Origin of the sequence: Winogradskyella sp. MH6 (genome assembly GCF_022810765.1) — a bacterium.
In the GTDB taxonomy this organism is placed as follows: domain Bacteria; phylum Bacteroidota; class Bacteroidia; order Flavobacteriales; family Flavobacteriaceae; genus Winogradskyella.
The window spans coordinates 2370908-2392642 of record NZ_CP094494.1 but is presented as its reverse complement, the minus strand read 5'-3'; the positions used below and the strand labels follow the sequence as shown (position 1 = coordinate 2392642).

The following is a 21735-nucleotide window of genomic DNA, read 5'->3' as shown; positions in this document are numbered from 1 at the left end:
TGGTTAAAATCCTAATAACAATCCATTAAGATTTGCTCGTTGTTCTCAAACGTACTCAATGGCTCGTTTAAGGTTGTTGTAGTTATGCTATTCAAAACTTCTAATACACGATTTTGCATAGCTATAGAACCACAAATCATTATGACTCCATCGTTTTTAAGCGCATTAGAAATAAGGGTTTCGTTCATTTTAATACTATCTTGAACGTACACCTTAGTTTCATGTTCTTGCGAATAGGCAACATTAAAATTATCTAAATAGCCTTTTTGAGTTGCGTTTTCTATGTGAGAAGTATACAATTGAAGCGATGCTTTGGTTCGCCCTCCCCAAAACAGATGTGTTTTTATGTCTTTATTGGTTTCGTTAAGCATTCCGAGAAAAGGCGCAATTCCGGTACCATTGGCGATCATTACCACTTCTTTTGCATAGCTCGGAAAATGAAAATCTAAATTCCTGATGACTTTCCCTTTAATTATATCACCAACCGTTAACTGACATAGTAATGTTGAACATTTACCAAACTCGTGCTTTTTTACACTCAACAAAATGCTATCATCAACTTTGGCAACTGAATATTGACGTTCAATATTATCTTCTTCAGGATAGAAAGACACAATATCTCCTGACTGAAATTTTAATTTTTTTTCTGGTTTTAATTCGATTAAAAAGGTATCATCTATGTTAAGACCAGAATTTGATATTATCTTAAAATTCTTCAGTTTTTTACGGTTGACCAATGGTTTGTTTAATACCACTTTCAAATCTTGGTTTGTAGCTTCATTCCACTGAATTGCCCAATTTTTAAAGGCTTCAAAAGATTGATTATTTATTTTGAATACAGGTAAATTCGCTTCAAAATTTGAACTATTATGCAACCATTCATTAACATCTATCGCGTATTTGCAATAGTCTGGATACATTAAAGATCCAAAACCAACTATCGAAAATTTTATGATATTGGGTTGTTGAATCGCAGGTAACAATTTTTCAAAATTCTTGGCAGTTCGAGGCGCTTCACCTTCACCATAAGTTGACGTAAATATGATGATGTGCTTTGCCTCTTTATAACTATCATATTGATTTAAAGTTGAAAAATAAACCGTGTTACCAGCTTCTACCAAAGCATTGTAAAACTGATGCGCAAACTTGTTGGTATGCCCAGTTTCGGACCCAATAAGAATGATATATTCTGCAGTGTCTTTTGTGAATTTATTCTTCACCTTAGACCCTTTAGCTAAACGTTTAAAACTCATTGCAAAACCTGAATACATAAAAAACAGAATCGCAAAACAAGCCAGTAACAACATCACTGCCCAAATGATGGTGCCTTGTCCTGTGTGCAAAATTAAACTCCAATAGGATAATTGGCTTACCAACGGTTTCTTAGCTTCGCTGAGAACGTTACCTGTGTATTGATTAATGTAATATTCACCAGATGTTGTTTGCAGTATAAAGTAATCTTCTTCATCGTCAGAAAATGGAAAATCGAGTGTTACAAGCTCATCTAAACTGGTCTCATTAAATACTTTGAATTTAGATAATTCTTGTTTTTCCTTAGATTGTTGTTCGGTAGTTTCAATATGCTCTACCTTACTGGCAGGCAACACATCAAACTTCTCTAAGGATAAATAAACACCTGTGAGTGTAATGATAACTATAGGAATTAAGAACCAACGTCCTAAAACCACGTGATAATATTGCTCGAAATTTTCTTTTACAACTTTACTAAAAAACTTCTTTAAACCGCCTTGTCGTTTTACTATAAGCTGAATTCCAGTAATGGCAATAAGCAGTAATAAAAATGAAAATAAGCCAACTAAAAACCGACCTGTAGATTTTAAAAATAATGAGCGATGCAGGTTTGTTGCAAACTCAAAAATTGGTGCTTTTTTCTCTAATTCTCCGAGCTTCTTTCCTGTATTTGGATCTAAATAAAAGGTTTCGCTATCACCTTCGAACGTAAAAACAGAGGCTTTTACAAAGTTGTTGTTGTCTACCTCAACACTAACAATTTCATCATATTCATCTTGTAAAACCGTAATAACCTCAGACAATTTAATGTCATCTGCATTGGTTATAGCATAAGGCTTTAGCTGATTTGAAATGGGTTCAAACGCTAAAACAATACCTGTGACGGTTGCTAGAAGTATAAAAATAGAAGAAGATATAGCCAGTGCAAAGTGACTATATCTCCATATTGAAATTGTCATATATCTACTGATAGATTATTGAGGCATTAGCCTTATATAGCGAATAAAACCGGTACCATCGAACTTACCTTTTACATTTGTCGTAGTTAATTCTACCTCAACATCTGATGTGTAATATTCCTGATCCTCTACAGCAGTTTCAAAACGTAATTTATAACCTTTGTCTAGTTTTTCATCTGCGATTTCGATAACACTGATAGAGCGCTCTCCACCACTCATAGTTGCTCCCGTTATGGCATCAATATCATTACGCTTTTTTCCGTAAAAATCCCACCATTCTTCAACGGTGTTGTACCATTCATCATCTTCTCCTTTAACGTGCAATGTTTCTTCGTATTCACCATCCGGATTGATTAATGAGATAACAATGTATGCTCCTTCGCCTGTGTAATTAGTCATCTGAATCATACACTTATATTTGGTAGATTCTATAATTGAAGTGAAGGACATTAATCCAATAATGGTTATAAATAGTACTGCTAGTATTTTAAAATTCTTCATTCTGTTTTTACTTTAAAAAGTCTATTCCTACGTTGTTCTTTTTCAATAATTCGTTTTCTGAAGCTAAATCGTAAGCTGATTCTTCAAAATCTGTTGTTGCTTTAGTATCTGCGCCTTGGGCTATTAAAAACTTTAAAATATCAGCATCTTTTGCTTTCATCGCAGCTAAGTGCAAAGCCGTATTACCATCATTGTTTTTAGCGTTGATATCGATATCCTCCTTAGCTGCCAATTCTAATAATTTTAAACTCTGCTTTTCTGTAGCTAAATGATATAAAGTGTTTCCATTTTCTTGAGTTGCGGTTATATCTACCCATTTTTCCTTTAACAACTCTAGCTTCTTAAAAAATTGCTCTTCATTTCTTGGTGAGTAACCTTCAAATAAATAGTAAACTAAATTGTTCCCTTCCTTATCTTTAAATTTGAAATTTGCCTTATTATTAGCTAGGAACCCAACAACATCTGCATTATTATACTTAACAGCCAATGCTAAAGCAGTTGCTCCTTTATTGTTGCCTTGATTTACATCTGTAACGTCCTGGAATAAAAGCTCAACAATAGAAAGATTATTTCTTGAAGCTGCATTTGTAAATGGTGTGTTGCCTTCTGAATCTTTAGCATTAACATCTAATCCCTTTTTGATTAAATAGGTAATAACTTTTATATCCTTACTTCTTGCTGCTAAAACATGTAAAGGTGTAACACCTTCTTTATTTGCTACATTTGGATTTAGTCCTGCACCAACTAAATATTCGTAAGTATCAATTGTATTTGCTTTTCCACGAGTACCATAAGCTGCAAAAATAAAAGCTTGATCTGTTCCTTTCAATCCCTTTTTAATAAGTTTATTCATTAAATCGGTATTGCCTGTACGTGCTACGTAATTGAATATTCCATTACCATCAGCATCAGTACTTTTGATACTTAAACCTTTAGATTCAAAATATGTTACAACTTCTAAATCTGAATCATAAGGAGCTACTAATAACAAAGCATTAGCACCATCTGGGTTGGTTTTTGAAACTTGATTCTTGTCTGCTGCAATAATTAAATCGTACACTGCGGTATTTTGTTGACCAGAACCAGCAGCAAAAGTTATTATGGTATTGCCTTTGTCGTCTGTTAAATCTGTTCTAGCACCATTATCTAGTAAATGCTTTATAATTTCTGTATTGCCTTTGTAAGCCGCCCAGAAAATGTAAGTTCTCCCGTCATGAGTTAATTTATTAACATCATTCCCTTTTTGCGACATTAAATAAATAATACTCTTTGTTGGTGCATCTTGAAGAATGGCATATACTACTCCATCAAAATTATTTCTATTAGCTTCAGATGGATTATTGCCTGCTTTAATCTTAGCTTCAATCATTTCGACATTGGGTTTTGTACCCCAAAAATCGCGATTTAAAAACACGTTGTTTTGTGCAAATAAAAGCGACCCGAACATTATTGCGCAAGTCACTGTGATTTTTTTTAATGTATTCATATGTAATTATTTCTTAACAAATGATTCTATAGTAGTATCAATATCTTTCTCTGCAGTCATTTCTTCATCAAATAAATGCTTATAAAGAACTTTGTTATCTACCTTTTCTTCTAATACTAAATCTTTATCTCTTGAGTAAACCTCATCCCATTTAGCTCTAATAGTAGCCCATTTATCAAAATTAGCTTTCCACCAATCTTGTGCTGCCTGGCAACGGCTATCATCTACTTTTACATAAGTATTGTAACCTTTTTCGTGCGCCAAAACTACATCTTCTTGTCCATTTTCTCTAATGACTTTAGCATTATCCTGATCGTGTAACCAACCATATTTGGTTATCTCGTGACGATTTCCTCTTAAAGTAACATTATAGTCACTACGCTTAGTGTACTCGCGTCTTGGTAATGGTGCAGTTGTTGTATTTTCCCAATAGCTTTTACCATCTACGTGTACCCAAGTTGCAGAACCTTCGTAACGTGGGCTATCGTCTACCTGATACACTTTTTGAGTCCACTGACCTTCAACATCTTCGCCTGCTTTTTCTTCGAACAACCATTCATTATCTCCGTTGTACACATAAAAATCCTTGTTTTCAAATAACCAATCTTGTCTCCAGTGCTTAACAATATGTGGTTGATCTGGTCTTCCTACTTGTAATAAATGCTGAATTGAAATTTTATCGTCCTCATCTACTACCAATTGTGCCCACTCTAAACCTTTATCAATCTTGGTTTTAGAAGGTTTGTAAAGCGAATCTTCACTAAATGAAAAAGTTTCGGCGAAGTTAAAAGTGACTTCAAAACAACCACACATTTCCTTAATGGCTGCTTGGTCTTTCTTTTTTTTGTTTTGTGCATTTACTGAAAGCGTAACGAATAAAAATGCTAATGAAAAAGCTAAAATTTGTCTCATGATTATGGGTTAAAATTATTTTTAAATTTTTTATTCTTATTTAGATTGATTTAAAATAAGATTATATATTTGCGGCAAATTTAATCAAGAATGAGTCTAAATAAAAATAATATCTACATTTATTTTTTAATTTTTTTCGCTTCTTTTTCTTACAGTCAAGAAATCAGGTCTGTAGAAAAAGATTCCTCTAAAACCGAGAAATTAGAAGAAGTTATTGTTACCGCAACAAGAACCGTTAGACAGCTTTCTTCTTTACCCTTACCTGCTCAAATCATTTCAAAAAAAGACATTAAGAGAAGTAACTCAATACGACTTAACGATATACTAAATGAACAAACAGGATTAGTAACAATACCAGATTTTGGTGGTGGTGAAGGCATACAGTTACAAGGTTTAGACTCGCAATACACGTTAATACTAGTTGATGGTGTGCCTCTCGTAGGTCGTTCTGCTGGTACCTTAGACATAAGTAGAGTAACCGTTGGAAACATAAAGCAGATAGAAGTTGTAAAAGGTGCTTCTTCTAGTCTTTATGGTAATGATGCTCTAGGTGGTGTTATTAATATTATTACCGAACAGCCTAAATATGGATTTAAGGGCAATATTAACTATAGAACTGGTGCCTTTAACACCAATGATATTGGTGCCACAATTGGCTACAAAAAAGAAAAAATAGGTGCAAGCTTATTCATTAATAGCTATAGCAGTGATGGTTATGATTTAAATGAAAATGACGATTTAAATACAGTTGAGCCTTTTAGCAACTACACCTTAAATTCTAAATTAACTTACGATTTCACAAACAACACTGACTTATTTGTTTCAGGACGTTTTTACACACAAAATCAAGATTACGTAGCCTCTTCAACTCTAAGCGGAGAAAGTTCTATCAACGAATGGAACGTGCATACAAAACTAAGCCACAAATACAGTGAAAAATGGAGTAGTTATTTTGAATTTTACACAACACGATACAAGGCAGATGAATATTTAAATAATGAAGATGGAAGCAGATACAGTGATGGTTTCTATAATCAATTATTGGTAAGGCCAGAAATAAGAGCTACTTATTCACCAAAAGACCAAAATACATTTATTGGAGGTATTGGTTTTAATCATGAAACCTTAGATAGAACAGATTTTACCTCAAATCCAATCTTTAATTCCCCTTATGCTTACCTGCAATATGATGGAAACTTTACAGAACGTTTAAATGTAATTGTTGGCGCACGATTTGACAGCCATAACAAATACAAATCCCAATTCAGCCCTAAAGCTGCGGCTCGATATAAAATAAACGACAAAATTGCCGTAAAAGGTTCTGTAGGTTATGGTTATAAAGCACCAGATTTTAGACAATTATACTTTGATTTTACTAATGCGACCGTAGGTTATACTGTTTTGGGTTATAATGCTGTTTCAACGGTAATTCCAGAATTACAAGAACAAGGTGAAATTGCCAATATTGTAGTACCACTTTCAGAATTTGAAGAAGATCTCAGCCCAGAGAATTCCATAAGTATCAATTTAGGAGTGGATTTTAAATTGTCCTCTCAGTTCAACTTTAACATTAATGCTTTTAGAAATACTATTGACGATTTAATTGACACCAGAGTCATTGCCAATAAAACCAACGGACAAAATGTGTTTAGTTACTACAACATTAACGAAGTCTATACACAAGGTCTGGAATTTAATTCTACATGGAAACCAAACCATAAAATAAAAATATCTGGTGGCTATCAACTACTATTTGCAAAAGACAAAGAAGCAGAAAGAGCCTTTGAAAATGGAGAAGTATATGCAAGAGAAACTCCAAGTTCTCCTTCGTTTCAGCTAAAAAAAGAAGATTACTTCGGACTGTATAACCGCTCTAGACATATGGCTAACTTAAAAGTGTTTTATGCTTTCACAAAACTAAAGTTAGATGCTAATGTTAGAGGAACTTACCGAAGCAAATATGGTCTGTTTGACACCAACGGAAATAATTACTTAGATAACTATGATGACTTTGTAGATGGGTACACAGTTATAGATTTTGCTATAAACAAGAGATTTTTTAATGACTATATGCTTGGGTTTGGAGTAGATAACCTTTTCAATTTTACAGATACGCAAAACATCAGCAATATTGCTGGTCGCATTATATACGGAAAACTAAATATTCAATTTTAACACTTAATAATAAACAAATAACAAAAACATGAGAACACTTAAATCAATTCAACTTTTAGCATTATTAGCACTATGTATTGGATTTACTGCTTGTAGTAGTGATGATGATAATGGTTCTAACAACGTATTAGACATAGAAACAGAAACTGTTACTAATTTATATGCTCCGCAAGAAGGTGGACAAGGACAACCTGTATCTGGTGACTTTACAAAGTTCGATTTTGAAACAGGCTTAATAACAACAAGCGAAACTGAATGGGATATTGCTTTTAGAGGAACAACAATCATTGTTAATGGTGGTGTATCTGCTGGTACAACTGACGAACCTGAAAGAACAGGAATAGCAGCAGTTTATGAAGTTTCTGGCACTATGGCTTCGGTAGCAGATGTTGATACAACTTTATTCACTCAAGATTCTGCTGAAGGCTACGCTATTACAACTGGTAGTGGAAATGGATGGTATACGTATGCTGGTCCTCCAACACACTTAATTACACCAATCGCAGGTAAGATTTTTGTATTTAAAACAAATGAAGGAAAGTATGCAAAAGTAGAATTTTTAAGCTACTACGAAGATGCTCCTGAAAACCCAGATGCTTTTGCTGATGCTACACCTTATTACACATTTAACTATGTATTTCAACCTAACGAAGGCGTAACAACGTTCTAGTAAATCTATAACCCTAATTAATAACTTGAAAAGTCCTTTTACTGAAATTGTGAAAGGGCTTTTTTAATGGTATTTTGAAAATATCTTAGTCGCTTCGTTGTAAGCGCTCTCAAAGCTCATGGCATTTAGGTCGTGAGCTTTTTGTTGTGTAAAGTAAGACAGCATTTTTTCGGTTGGCATATTACCAGTAAGATCATCCTTGGCCATTGGGCAACCACCAAAACCTTGAATAGCACCATCAAAACGACGGCAACCAGCCTTGTATGCGGCATCAATTTTTTCGAACCAAGTGGTTGGTGTAGTGTGTAAGTGTGCACCAAACTCTATTTCGGGATATTTGGGAATAAGATTAGAAAACAAATAATTAATATTCTCAGGATTAGAGCTTCCTATTGTATCACTTAGCGATAAAATTTTTACTCCCATTTTTGCTAAGCGTTCTGTCCACTCTCCTACTATGTCTACATTCCAAGGGTCACCATAAGGATTACCAAATCCCATGGAAATATACACAACAACTTCCTTTTTACTTTTATCTGCAATTTCTAATATTTCTTGAAGTGTTACTACAGATTGTGCAATCGTTTTGTGCGTATTACGCATCTGAAAGTTTTCTGAAATAGAAAATGGAAATCCTAAATAATCAATTTCAGAATGTATTGAAGCATCATTGGCACCTCTTGTATTGGCTATTATTGCCAGTAATTTGCTCTTGGTTTTAGATAAATCTAACTGCGCTAAAACTTCAGCTGTATCTACCATTTGCGGAATAGCTTTTGGTGATACAAAACTTCCAAAATCAATAGTATCAAAACCAACCCTTAACAAAGATTGAATGTACTGTACTTTATTTTCAGTAGGAATAAAATCTTTGATGCCTTGCATGGCATCTCTAGGACATTCGATGAGTTTTACCGCTGTATTCATTGCCTCAAATATACGGTTTCCGAAAACGATTTCATAGTATCATTTTTATACTAAAATAAATACAGCTATACCAATAAAGACAACTATTTGCAGCCATTTAAACACAACTCCTGAGTTTCTATGTTTTAAGGTATAAGATTTAATTTGTCCAGCCAGCAATGCAATAGCCGAAAAAATAATAAAAGACACTAACATAAAAATACCACCTAAAATATAGAATTGAGCAATTGTACTCATAGTTTTACTGAATAAAAATCCTGGGAAAAATGCCAAAAAGAAAATGGTGACTTTAGGATTTAAAACATTCATAAAAAACCCTTGAACAAATAACGCTTTTAGACTTTTCTTTGGAGCTGCTTCTGAATCAAAATCTAATTGAGAATCTGACTTAAAAACTTTGTAAGCTAAATACAAAAGGTACAAAGCTCCTAGTACTTTTATCCCAAAAAACAGTTCTTCATTTGCCTTTATGATTGCCGAAACACCAAATGCCAATAGCGTTGTATGAACTATACAACCTGTTATTAAACCACAAACCGTTGCCAAACCATAAGCTTTACCATTAGTAATGCTTTGTACTAAAACATAAATATTATCTGGTCCTGGCGAAATTGCCAAAACGGAAGTGGCTAAAGCAAATGATATAAGTGTTTCTGTTATCAATAAAAATTATGCTTTTTGAAGTAATGCCTTATTTATGGAAGTAATGAGTTTAGGGCCTTCGTAAATAAAGCCAGTATATAATTGTACTAAATCTGCACCAGCTTCTATTTTTTCTAAAGCATCTTCAGCCGAATGAATACCTCCTACTCCAATAATCGGAAAAGCTTTATTGCTTTTTTCAGACAAGTATTTAATCACTTCTGTAGAGCGCGATTTTAATGGTTTACCACTCATACCTCCGATTTCAGATTTGTTTTTGCTTAGTAAACCTTCACGAGAAATAGTTGTGTTTGTTGCAATTACACCATCTATTTTCGTTGTTTTTACAATGTCAATGATATCATCGAGTTGCTCATTTGTTAAATCTGGAGCTATTTTCAAAAGAATTGGTTTGCTCTTAGGTTTTTGAAAATTAAGCACTTGCAAAGCCTTAAGTAATTCCGTCAATGGCTCTTTATCTTGTAATGCTCTTAAATTTGGTGTATTTGGTGAACTTACATTAACTACAAAATAATCGACGTAATCGAAAAGGGCATTAAAACAGATTTCATAATCTTTTACCGCATTTTCATTAGGTGTTACTTTATTCTTACCAATATTACCTCCAATTAATACGCCTTTATTCTTTTTTAGTCGTTCAACTGCCTCTTCTACTCCTCCATTGTTAAATCCCATTCTGTTAATAATGGCTGAATCTTCTTTTAATCTAAACAAACGTTTTTTTGGATTTCCGTCTTGAGGTTTTGGTGTTAGTGTACCAATTTCAATAAATCCGAAACCAAAATTAGACAACTCATTAAAGAGTTTTCCATCTTTATCAAAACCAGCGGCAAGACCAACCGGATTCTTAAAGGTTAAGCCAAAAAGCTCACGCTCAAGCTTTTCATCTTCAACTAAATACAATTTTTTAAACAGACTTTTAAAGCCTGGTAGTTTTGATATTGTTCTTATTAAAGAAAAGGTAAAATGATGTACTTTTTCTGGATCGAACCAGAATAAAATCGGTCTTATGATTGCTTTATACATGGAAAGGAATTTGCTGTACAAAAATAAGAATCTTAATAATTTTAAGCAGGCTCTAGCTTCAATAAATATTTAAACATAAACTATCAATTATCATTATTTTTAATCATTCAAATTGTTAACTTTGAGCATTAACTAATAATCACATCATGAAAAAAATTATAATTCCTGTAGATTTCTCTCAACATTCAGAATACGCATTAGAAACTGGTGCAGCATTAGCTAAACAACATAATGCTGAACTTATTGTTATGCATATGCTAGAACTTTCTGAATCTATTTTTTCTACTTCTGGATCAGAAAAAAGTGAAGAAACTGCATTTATGCTAATGGTAACTAACAAAGAATTTGAAAAATTCTTAGACAAACCTTACTTAGAAGGTCTATCTGTTTCACCATTAATTAAGCATCATAAAGTACTAAAAGAAGTATCTGAAGTTGCTAGCTACGAAAAAGCAGATTTGGTTATTATGGGCTCTAGAGGTCATAGTGATCACGACGGTGTGTTTACAGGTTCTAATACCGAAAAAGTAGTACGTTACAGTGACACTCCTGTTTTGGTTGTTAAATCTAAACCTAGCTCTGTAAACTTTAACAACGTTGTATTAAGCTGCGACTTTAACGAAGAAAGCATACCTGCTGTAAAAAATGCTTTAGACACATTAAATAAATTAGCAAGTAAAGTAACTTTACTACATGTAAATCTTCCTAACTTAAGCTTTTTAAGCACAGATGAGATAAACGAAAAAGTAGCTGACTTTTTAAAACTGTCTCAGTTAGACGAAAAAGAACTAAACATTGCTTACGCTTCAGATCATATGGTAGAAGATGGTGTTTTAAACTATGCTAAAAGAGAAGGTGCAGATGCTGTATCTATTATTACTCATGGAAGAACTGGTTTAAGCCATTTCTTTGGTGGTAGTATTTCAGAAGACTTAGTTAACCATTCAAAATTACCAGTAATTACATTTAAGCTTTAATTCAGAAACAAGATTAAAAACATGCAGTACATTATAGATCGCTTTATAAGCTACGTTACCATAGATACTGAGTCCGACCCTAATTCGGATACTACACCAAGCACAGAAAAGCAATGGGATTTAGCCAATAAATTGGTTGAAGAACTCAAAGCTATTGGTATGAGCGATGTATCCATAGACGATAACGCATACATTATGGCAACCTTGCCGAGTAATGTAGATCATGATGTGCCTACTATTGGATTTATATCACATTTTGATACATCTCCTGATTTTACCGGAGCTAATGTAAAACCACAAATTGTTGAAAATTATGATGGTAAGGATATAGTTTTAAATGCTGAAGAAAACATTGTTTTATCACCAGATTATTTTGAAGACTTATTACTCTACAAGGGTCAAACCTTAATAACTACAGATGGCACGACCCTTTTAGGTGCTGATGACAAGGCTGGTATTACAGAAATTGTAACAGCCATGGAATATCTTATTAACCATCCTGAAATTAAGCATGGTGAGATTAAAGTAGGTTTTACACCAGATGAAGAAATTGGCCGAGGAGCTCATAAGTTTGATGTTGAAAAATTTGGAGCTGATTGGGCTTATACCATGGATGGCAGCCAAATTGGTGAACTAGAGTACGAAAATTTTAATGCTGCTGGTGCAAAAATTAAAGTAAAAGGAAAAATTGTACATCCTGGTTATGCCAAAGGCAAAATGATAAATTCTATGTACTATGCTACAGAATTTATTAATGCTTTACCACGACTTGAAACACCAGAACACACTGAAGGTTACGAAGGTTTTTTCCATTTACATAAAATAGATGGTAAAGTTGAAGAAACGCTACTTCAATATATTATCAGAGATCACGATAAAGACAAGTTTGAAGCACGTAAAGCTCTAATGGAAAAAGTAGTTTTTGATTTGAATACTAAGTTTGAGTCTGAAATTTTTGAGATAGAAATAAAAGATCAATACTATAATATGAAAGAAAAGGTAGAACCAGTAAAACATATTGTAGATATTGCTGAAGAAGCTATGAAATCCTTAGACATAAAACCTTTAATTAAACCTATTAGAGGAGGTACTGATGGCTCTCAGTTATCTTATATGGGCTTACCATGTCCTAACATTTTTGCTGGTGGTCACAACTTTCATGGACGTTATGAGTATGTGCCAGTAGAAAGTATGCAAAAAGCTGTAGAGGTTATTTGTAAGATTGCAGAATTGACGGCTACAAAAATCTCATAGTTCTTAATATCATAAGCACACATTATGACTGAAGAAGAGATATTAGCCTTACGCCACCTTTTAAAAAGTGAAATGCTTCAACTCAGCGTTAAAAGTTTCACCATCAAAAAAGCCATTAAACGCTTTGGAATAAGTAAGGATGAAGCTAATGGTTACTATCTAAGTGTTAGATCTGAAATAAAAAAGGATGCAATAAACAAAGGGCTTTTATACCTGTTTTTGGGTTCTGTTTTATTATTTATTGGGCTAGCTAGTATCTTTGGTGACTCAAGGTTAATATATCTTAGCTCATTATTACTTGGTGCTGCTGGTATTTTATCTGCTTTTGGTTATTTTGTTTTAGCAATAAAATCTTCAAAAACTCAACAGTAAATGACATTATTAAAACCAAAAAATGTTCTTTAATAATTGTATTTGAAGATTAAGCTTTGTTATTATTCAGCATCTGATTAAGCAAACCCATTGCTAGATACATCAAGGGTGAAATTAAGATTTCTTGAATTGATCTAGCAAATATGCTAAGTCTTGGTATTGTGTTTCCTTCAAGAAATAACCAGTCAAATAATCCAATACCTGTTATTATACACAGTCCACTAATGTGTACTATATGCCAAAACGTTGACATCCAAGTTGCTTTGAGTTTTCCGAGATGAAAAGTTCCAGCAAAGTAAACAGCAACTGTAAATAAAAGACTAATAAAATGCCTCAATTTTCTGGGTATCATTGCAGTATCTCTTTGCTCTGCTATGAAAATATAGTAACAAGAGTATAGTATAAAAATAATAACAAGACCCATTATAAAACGAACCTTATCCGACTTGTATAGTTTCATTATTTAAATGAATTTTTCTGGTATAAATTACCCATAATAAAAATGTAACCGAATAAACGGTAACATTAAATATGTATTTATGTGCAATATCAAAATAATACTCGTAATACTCTTGCAAGTAAATTAAGCCTATACACCTAGCTATATTAACAACATCTAGTATAATAACTCCAATAATTATGTAGCGAACTTTTCGCCAAAACGAAGAAGGCATACATACAATAAAACCAATGTATAATGCTAATAACTCTAGGCCATTGCAAAGGTCAGCTATATACAAAACCTTTCTATCATTATGGTATATAAGTGAGGCTATTTCAGTTGTTGATTCCCCTTCATAGATAGAAGTTTTTGCTTCTCTAACTGCTCTAAAGCCAGACATAGAAGTCCAATTATTTAATATTTCGACACATGCATTACCTATGTGCGTTGTTAATTGATGGTCTACTACCTTGGATTTCAGCAAGAAACCAATGTATATTATTTTCCACACAACAAAAAACAATAAGGCTTTTTTTAAAAAAAGCCTTATTGGTAATGGTATGTCGCTTAATAAAGATTTAAGCTTAATCAAATCACGTTATTTTAAATTATCTCGTAATTTTTTAACACCAAATGCTGCTGCACCGATGACTAAAGCAACTAGCCCGCCATCTAAAGGAACATCTTGTGTATCTGTCGCTCCACCTGGAGGTCCTTGTGCGTTTATGTCCGTAGACATAAACAACGCGCATACTATAGCCATTGTACCTATGGCTCTAGAAATTCGTTTTTTAGAATTCTTCATAATATTTGAATTTATTAATTAATAATTAACTTCTTAGTTGTTGTTCTACCTTTAGAACTCAACTCTACAAAATAGGTTCCCATACTGAATTTTGAACCAGCTTCTACTGTAATTCTGCTTCCAGCGTTAAACCCTTTTTCATTATATAACTTAGTACCTAAAACATCATAGATAGTAACTTCTAAGTCATCCATTCCTAATGGAACGTTTATGTAGAACTTACCTATATTAGTTGGATTAGGATAAAGCTTAATACTGTCTATATCAAAACTACCAGTTGATAAAGTCGTCTGGAAGAATACAATTGTAAATCGACCTCCAGCTATTGAAGATGAGATACTAGCGTCAACAGTATAGCTATAGTTAACAGTACCTGTCTGAGGAATCTCTGTATATGTACCTGTATGGTTATCATATAAGTAAGGTGTTGCACCTTCTATTGAGATACCTTCTGCAACTATGGTATAATTGGTACTTCTATAGGTATTAATCTCTAATTGGATTTCTTCTGTTTCCTGAGGCATTGCTCTGTTTTCAATACTTAGCAATTCGCTATCATTGCTGATTGCAAAATTCTCATCTAAGTTTGTAATGCTTAGTGCATCGTTAGCATCTATACCATTATTTCCATTAGCGCCAAACAATATTAACACACCATCTCTAGCTGTATCGTTATTAGCAAATGCACTACTTTCATATAAAGATAATCGTAATTGACTTAGACTTGTATTTCCACCATTATCGGTAAACGTCGAAGTTTCAAAACCAGAATTGTTCTTACTAGACTGATCAAAGATTACAGACGACTGTCCTGCACCAGCTGTATAAACCCAACCAGCTTGTCCAGCTTGTAAGAATTGATTAGCATCAGAACCAACTGTTGAAGCAGTTCCTGTTGCAGCCATAATAGCTGTATAAGCACCTCTTGTACCTAATGTCGGATCCCAAACCCAGTAGAAATTAGGATTGATATTTGTTGAACCTGTAGTTAATACAGTATTCATATCAATCTGTGACTGGAATGGATTACCAACAGCAATGAATCGTTGTTCAGGCACATTCACTGCCATCATTTGAGACCCTACATTTTCTGCAGTTAACTCACCTGTAGCATGTAATGTAGTTTCTGATGGTGTAGCATTGTTATCCCCTAAATCTGTGTTTCTGTCACCTCTTATCAAGATATGATACATAGTTCCAGGTATTAAGTTAGTAGCATTGGTATTAGCCAACTCTACATACTCATATCCAACGTTATCAAAGATATAAGCCGAAGGGTTTCCTGTTAAAGTTACATCAAATCCGTCTGTATTACCTGCAGGACCAGTAATATGGGTATCCTGTTGCCAGTTATCAGATATTGGCGTACTTGTTGTAACAGGCGAACCTAATTGGCGATATGCTCTTTTAGCTGGGATGTAACGTTCTACGGTGAAATCACCCATAAACATACCCACACCTGAACCAATGTAAGCAGAACCTGTAGCATCAGATTCAAAAGTTACAGTACCGTCATTAGAAACAATACCATCATTTGTAACCTCTACATTTGCACCAACACTTAAAGAAGCTCCACTCTCTACAGTTACTGTAGAACATTCTGCAATGTAAAGGTTCTGTCCAACTGTTAACATTGGGTAATTTGGTGCACTCATAGGAATAGTTACATCTGCAAATACCAATAAGCTAGGTGCTTCATTGTTATCCCAGTTACCTGTATTTTCCCAATCAGTATCCATTGTACCAGTCCACGTTAATTGTGGCAGCTCTTCAGCGTCACATGGATCTAAAGATTGACATGTAAGTGTTAAATCAAAATCTCCTGTAGAGCTACTAAATCCATGAACTAAAATATAATATTCTACTCCAGCTGTAGTAGGAATTGTAAGTTCTGAAGTAAAACCACTACATCCAGCACCATCATCATTTCCATCAATACAAGTTAAATCACCACAGACACCGGTAAACACACTTAACTTTGTATCAAAGTTTGCCGTACCACATGTACTTATTGTAGCTTCACCTTCAATACCTGTAAAGCTATACCAAACACCACTAGCTGTATTTGAGGTTCCACAAGTACCAACATCATCAAAAGTAGCATCAGTTGTAGTTCCACTTATAGTATCACCACATGCTATTGGTGTAGCATCTGCACATAAATCATTATCTGGCGCTTCTAAAGGAGAAGTATATTCTATTGTTACCCACTCGCTAAAAATACCATCACCACAAATTGCACGAACCCAAACAAGGAGCGTCTGTCCTGGAGCATGACCAACATTAGCAGTTGGCTCCGTTACAACAGTTGCTGGCTCTGGCTCTGTAGCATCTGGTTGAGATAATGCAAATTCCCAAGACGTTTCACTACCTCCTTGAGCCCAAGTAAATGTGGTTACTGTTGGTGTTTGAGCTGTAGGAACTAAATCTGTTGGTGGTGCACACTCTGGTGGTGCTACACAAGTAATCGCTAATGTGTAGTCTCCTGAGCTAGAACCAAAACCTTCTACCATTATGATATATGTTGTAGATCCATCTGATGTAAAGGTTACTTCAGATTGTAAACCACAAGAATCATCATTTCCATATAATTGTGTACCTCCACAAGCTTCAAAAACTCTGATATATGTATCAAAAGACGATCCACATAAACTTGCTGTGATTTCCTCTCCTGCTGCTGTTCCTGCTAAAGAGTAGTACACATCTGGTGCTGAGTTGTTACCTGAATCAGTAGCATTGGCTGTTGAGCCCATTACTGTATCTCCACATGCTATCGCTGTTGCATTTGCACAGTCATCATTATCTGGTCCTGGTATTGGACAAGTAAACGTAAAGTCTCCTAAGCTTGAGTCACAAGCATCATCAGTAGCATCTACTGTTAATGTTACACTATCGCCACTGTTGTATGGTCCTGCCACTACAGTTCCTGCAACTACTGGGTATGTATTTGTACCATCACTGATTACTGTTCCTGCATCTCCTGCGTCAGATACTACAACCTCTACATTAAAGGTTCCTGTACCATCACCATTACAGCTATCTACTACTGAGATATCATCTATAGTTGGTGACACACACTCTGGTGCCGCCACACAAGTCAGATCTAACGTGAACGCTGCGGTTCCGAAATAATCAAATATTCTTACAGTATATGTTCCTGCTGATGGTGCATCCAAAGTAATTTCCTCTGGACTACCACTATCGCTACATGCCATACTAGTCATATCTTCGCATGGTCCTGAATAAACGAACATTACTCCATCAAAAGCAAAACCTCCTGAGGCATCGTCTAAACTTAACGTATAGCTGCTTGTACCATCTGCAACAAAAGTATAGAATAAGTCGTATGCATCTGAAGATGTAAATCCGCTACACTCTGCATCTAATCCTGATGCTGTTGCCCCTTCTGTACTACCTGTAATTGTTACACCACATTCTAAAGGAAGTGCTCCTGTACAATCATCGTTATCTGGTGCTGGTAATGGTGTAGTAAAAGACAGAGGACCAGCCCATACACTATATTCATTAGTATCACAATTAGATCGCACATAAAAATCATAATCAGTTCCTGGGCTTAATGTCTCTGCAGAAGTCGCAGCAGAACCTATGCCTCCACCAGCAGCAATAAAGCTACCTGTGCCTGGAGTAAAACCAGAAGCACCAAACTCATATTGTACACCCAATGTTGCACTTGGATCATTTGTCCAAGATACAACGGCTTCAGTACTAGTTACTGAATCTAAAGTAAGTGCACTTGGCTCAATACACTCTATTATTTCTGCACATTCTAAAGTAATATCTATAGTTCCTGTAGTTGTACTAGAGCTAGAATAATGAGCTACATATACATAATATGTTGCATCTAGAACAGACTCAAAAGTATGGGTTTCTGTCCCTACTGATTGATCATCACAGTTGATATTGGTTAAATCACCACATACTCCTGTAGATATAGCAACCTCATGATCAAAACTTGCATCTACAGACACAGTCATGTCTCCACCTGTTCCTGTAAATGTGAACCAAATACCATTGACTCCCATTGAACAACCACTACCTTCCTGATTTCCTGTTGAACCTTCCGAAGTAGTATTTATAGTCTCACCACATGATATCATAGTGGCTGTTGCACAATCCATATTTGATGGTGGGCAAGTAAATGTAAAGTCACCTAAACTTGCATCACAAGCATCATCAGTAGCATCTAAAGACAATGCTACAGTATCTCCACTGTTGTATGGTCCTACTACTATAGTTCCTGCAACTACTGGATATGTATTTGTGCCATCACTAATTACTGTTCCTGCAGAACCTGTATCAGATACTACAACCTCTACATTGAAGGTTCCTGTACTATCACCATTACAGCTATCTACTACAGAAATATCATCTATAGTTGGCGACACACACTCTGGTGGTGGCACACAAGTAACTGCTAATGTATAGTCTCCTGAGTTAGAACTAAAACCTTCTACCATTATGATATATGTGGTTGAACCATCTGATGTAAAGGTTACTTCTGATTGTAAACCACATGAATCGTCATTAGAGAACAACTGCGTGCCTTCACAAGCATCAAAAACTCGTATCAACGTATCAAAAGATGATCCACATAAGCTAGCTGTGATTTCCTCACCTGCTGCTGTACCTGCTAAAGAGTAGTATACATCTGGTGCAGAATTGTTTCCTGAATCAGTAGCATTGGCTGTTGAGCCCATTACTGTATCACCACATGCTATCGCTGTTGCATTTGCACAGTCATCATTATCTGGCGCTGGTATTGGACAAGTAAACGTAAAGTCTCCTAAACTTGCATCACAAGCATCATCCGTAGCATCTAAAGACAATGCTACAGTATCTCCACTGTTGTATGGTCCTGCAACTACAGTTCCTGCAACTACTGGATATGTATTTGTGCCATCACTGATTACTGTTCCTGCATCTCCTGCGTCAGATACTACAACCTCTACATTAAAGGTTCCTGTACCGTCACCATTACAGCTATCTACTACAGAAATATCATCTATAGTTGGCGACACACACTCTGGTGGTGGCACACAAGTAACCGCTAATGTATAGTCTCCTGAGGTAGAACTAAAGCCTTCTACCATAATGATATATGTTGTAGATCCATCTGATGTAAACGTTACTTCAGATTGTAAACTACAAGAATCATCATTTCCATATAATTCTGTACCCCCACAGGCATCAAAAACTCTGATATATGTATCAAAAGACGATCCACATAAACTTGCTGTGATTTCCTCACCTGCTGCTGTTCCTGCTAAAGAGTAGTACACATCTGGTGCTGAGTTATTACCTGAATCTGTAGCATTGGCTGTTGAGCCCATTACTGTATCACCACATGCTATGGCTGCGGCATTGGCACAGTCATCATTATCTGGTGCTGGTATTGGACAAGTAAACGTAAAGTCTCCTAAGCTTGCATCACAAGCATCATCAATAGCATCTAAAGACAATGCTACAGTATCTCCACTGTTGTATGGTCCTGCTACTACAGTTCCTGCAACTACTGGATATGTATTTGTACCGTCACTGATTATTGTTCCTGCATCTCCTGCGTCAGATACTACAACCTCTACATTAAAGGTTCCTGTACCATCACCATTACAGCTATCTACCACTGAGATATCATCTATAGTTGGTGACACACACTCTGGTGCTGCCACACAAGTCAGATCCAAAATGAACGCCGCTGTTCCTGAATAGTCAAATATTCTTACCACATATGTTCCTGCTGATGGTGCGTCCAAGGTGATTTCCTCTGGACTGCCACTATCGCTACATGCTATGCTAGTAAGATCAACACATGGTCCTGAATATACAAACATTACGCCATCAAAAGAAAATCCTCCAGAAGCATCGTCCAAACTTAGCGTATAGCTGCTTGTACCATCGGCCTCAAAGGTATAGAATAAATCTAATGCACTTGAAGACGTAAATCCATTACACTCAGCATCCAAACCTGATGCCGTTGCCCCTTCTGTACTGCCCGTTACGGTAACACCGCAATCCAACGGATGTGCTCCTGAACAGTCATCGTTATCTGGTGCCGGTAACGGACAAGTGAACGTGAAGTCCCCTAGACTTGCATCACAGGCGTCATCAGTTGCGTCTATAGTCAATGTTACATTATCCCCACTGTTGTATGGTCCCGCAACAACAGTTCCTGCAACTACTGGATATGTATTCGTACCATCGCTGATTACTGTTCCTGTATCTCCTGCATCCGATACAACAACCTCTACGTTGAAGGTTCCTGTTCCATCACCATTACAGCTATCAACTACCGTTGCGCTATCTATCGTTGGTGGTGTACAATCTGGTGGTGGCACGCAAGTTACAGCTAACGTATAGTCCCCAGAATTAGAACTAAAGCCCTCTACCATTATGATATATGTGGTTGAACCATCTGATGTAAACGTAACTTCTGACTGTAAACTACATGAATCATCATTAGAGAACAGCTGAGTTCCCCCACAAGCATCAAAAACTCTTATCAATGTATCAAAAGAAGATCCGCACAAGCTCGCAGTGATCTCTTCTCCTGCTGACGTACCCGAAAGTGAGTAGTACACATCTGGTGCAGCGTTGTTTCCTGAATCGGTCGCATTGGCCGTTGAGCCCATGACAGTATCCCCACATGCTATCGCTGTTGCATTGGAACAATCATCGTTTGAAATATCATTATATTCAACAACACCATCACAATTTTCATCTACATTGTTATCAAGTATTTCAATAGCTCCTGGGTTAATAGCCGAATTATTATCGTTGCAATCACCTTGAGCTATGGTATAACCATCACCGTCAAGATCAGCGTTTTGATCTAAAAGCAATTGACCAGAAAGATCTCTACAAGTACTTGCTGTATCACAAGCATCACTTAAGTTAACAACTAAATTGTAAGTACCTGCCGAGAGGGTGGCCGTAACAGGGGTCGTTCCAAATGCAACAACTGTATTAGTATTGTCTCTTAAGGTCAGAAAATCTGTAGTAACGGTACTGGCAAACTCATATTCACCATCTGCTGTTATTGTTACAAGTGCAAACTCACCTGCAAAGTGACAAGAGCCGAAACTCCCATCCATCGTGGTAACTGTACCATCTGTGGCAACGGTGCCAAAACCGTATTCATTACCAGTACATTGCGCATTACTTTGCCAACTAAAACAGACAAAGGCAGCTAATAGAATAAATTTGATCAACGGGGCGTTACGAAAAGTAAATTTTTCAGTCATTGATAATGGTTATTTGTTAGTATTAGCCACAACACAATAGACTGAGCAAAATG

16 protein-coding genes are annotated in these 21735 nt (G+C 35.6%); 5 read left to right on the top strand and 11 right to left on the bottom strand.

The window, feature by feature from the left end:
- Positions 1-11: 11 nt before the first annotated feature.
- The 4 genes from MST30_RS10745 to MST30_RS10730 are packed head-to-tail and all read right to left on the bottom strand — an operon-like array spanning position 12 to position 5109.
- Positions 12-2210 (bottom strand): PepSY domain-containing protein, encoded by a 2199-nt coding sequence (locus MST30_RS10745; protein WP_243471411.1) that lies wholly within the window; start codon positions 2208-2210, stop codon positions 12-14.
- A 15-nt stretch (positions 2211-2225) separates the two neighbouring features.
- Entirely contained in the window at positions 2226-2711 is a 486-nt protein-coding gene (locus tag MST30_RS10740; protein WP_243471410.1) for a DUF2271 domain-containing protein, read from the bottom strand.
- Positions 2712-2718: 7 nt separating this feature from the next.
- Positions 2719-4197, bottom strand: a complete 1479-nt coding sequence (locus tag MST30_RS10735; protein WP_243471409.1) for an ankyrin repeat domain-containing protein — start codon at positions 4195-4197, stop codon at positions 2719-2721.
- A 6-nt stretch (positions 4198-4203) separates the two neighbouring features.
- The gene (locus MST30_RS10730) at positions 4204-5109 is read right to left on the bottom strand and encodes a DUF6607 family protein (protein ID WP_243471408.1); all 906 of its coding nucleotides are present in this window, start codon (positions 5107-5109) and stop codon (positions 4204-4206) included.
- A 90-nt stretch (positions 5110-5199) separates the two neighbouring features.
- Between MST30_RS10730 and MST30_RS10725 the strand changes: the two genes are divergently transcribed.
- Positions 5200-7284, top strand: coding sequence for a TonB-dependent receptor plug domain-containing protein (locus MST30_RS10725; protein ID WP_243471407.1), 2085 nt, complete (start codon positions 5200-5202; stop codon positions 7282-7284).
- Between the two features lie 28 nt (positions 7285-7312).
- A complete protein-coding gene (locus MST30_RS10720; RefSeq protein WP_243471406.1) occupies positions 7313-7954 on the top strand; it encodes an HmuY family protein in 642 nt (213 codons plus the stop codon).
- A gap of 63 nt (positions 7955-8017) precedes the next feature.
- On the opposite strand, the gene MST30_RS10715 is transcribed toward MST30_RS10720, so the two are convergent.
- Genes MST30_RS10715 through MST30_RS10705 form a run of 3 tightly spaced genes read right to left on the bottom strand, consistent with a single transcriptional unit; the run spans position 8018 to position 10570 of the window.
- A complete protein-coding gene (locus tag MST30_RS10715) occupies positions 8018-8881 on the bottom strand; it encodes a hydroxymethylglutaryl-CoA lyase (RefSeq protein WP_243471405.1) in 864 nt (287 codons plus the stop codon).
- A gap of 45 nt (positions 8882-8926) precedes the next feature.
- On the bottom strand, positions 8927-9541 hold the full coding sequence (locus MST30_RS10710) for a LysE family translocator (protein ID WP_441372800.1): 615 nt from the start codon (positions 9539-9541) through the stop codon (positions 8927-8929).
- A gap of 9 nt (positions 9542-9550) precedes the next feature.
- Positions 9551-10570: a quinone-dependent dihydroorotate dehydrogenase gene (locus tag MST30_RS10705; RefSeq protein WP_243471403.1), complete on the bottom strand. Its 1020-nt coding sequence runs from the start codon at positions 10568-10570 to the stop codon at positions 9551-9553.
- Between the two features lie 146 nt (positions 10571-10716).
- Between MST30_RS10705 and MST30_RS10700 the strand changes: the two genes are divergently transcribed.
- The 3 genes from MST30_RS10700 to MST30_RS10690 are packed head-to-tail and all read left to right on the top strand — an operon-like array spanning position 10717 to position 13173.
- On the top strand, positions 10717-11547 hold the full coding sequence (locus tag MST30_RS10700; RefSeq protein ID WP_243471402.1) for a universal stress protein: 831 nt from the start codon (positions 10717-10719) through the stop codon (positions 11545-11547).
- A 21-nt stretch (positions 11548-11568) separates the two neighbouring features.
- Complete coding sequence (gene pepT / locus MST30_RS10695; RefSeq protein WP_441372358.1) at positions 11569-12801, top strand: peptidase T; 1233 nt, start codon at positions 11569-11571, stop codon at positions 12799-12801.
- A gap of 24 nt (positions 12802-12825) precedes the next feature.
- A complete protein-coding gene (locus MST30_RS10690) occupies positions 12826-13173 on the top strand; it encodes a hypothetical protein (RefSeq protein ID WP_243471401.1) in 348 nt (115 codons plus the stop codon).
- A gap of 49 nt (positions 13174-13222) precedes the next feature.
- On the opposite strand, the gene MST30_RS10685 is transcribed toward MST30_RS10690, so the two are convergent.
- The 4 genes from MST30_RS10685 to MST30_RS10670 form a co-directional block, all read right to left on the bottom strand.
- Positions 13223-13633 (bottom strand): hypothetical protein, encoded by a 411-nt coding sequence (locus MST30_RS10685; RefSeq protein WP_243471400.1) that lies wholly within the window; start codon positions 13631-13633, stop codon positions 13223-13225.
- Positions 13611-14099, bottom strand: coding sequence for an exosortase/archaeosortase family protein (locus tag MST30_RS10680; RefSeq protein WP_243471399.1), 489 nt, complete (start codon positions 14097-14099; stop codon positions 13611-13613). Before MST30_RS10680 ends, MST30_RS10685 begins: the two co-directional genes overlap by 23 nt.
- 114 nt (positions 14100-14213) lie before the next feature.
- Positions 14214-14420 (bottom strand): PID-CTERM protein-sorting domain-containing protein, encoded by a 207-nt coding sequence (locus tag MST30_RS10675; protein WP_243471398.1) that lies wholly within the window; start codon positions 14418-14420, stop codon positions 14214-14216.
- Positions 14421-14434: 14 nt separating this feature from the next.
- Positions 14435-21649: a T9SS type A sorting domain-containing protein gene (locus MST30_RS10670; protein WP_243471397.1), complete on the bottom strand. Its 7215-nt coding sequence runs from the start codon at positions 21647-21649 to the stop codon at positions 14435-14437.
- Between the last annotated feature and the right edge of the window lie 86 nt (positions 21650-21735).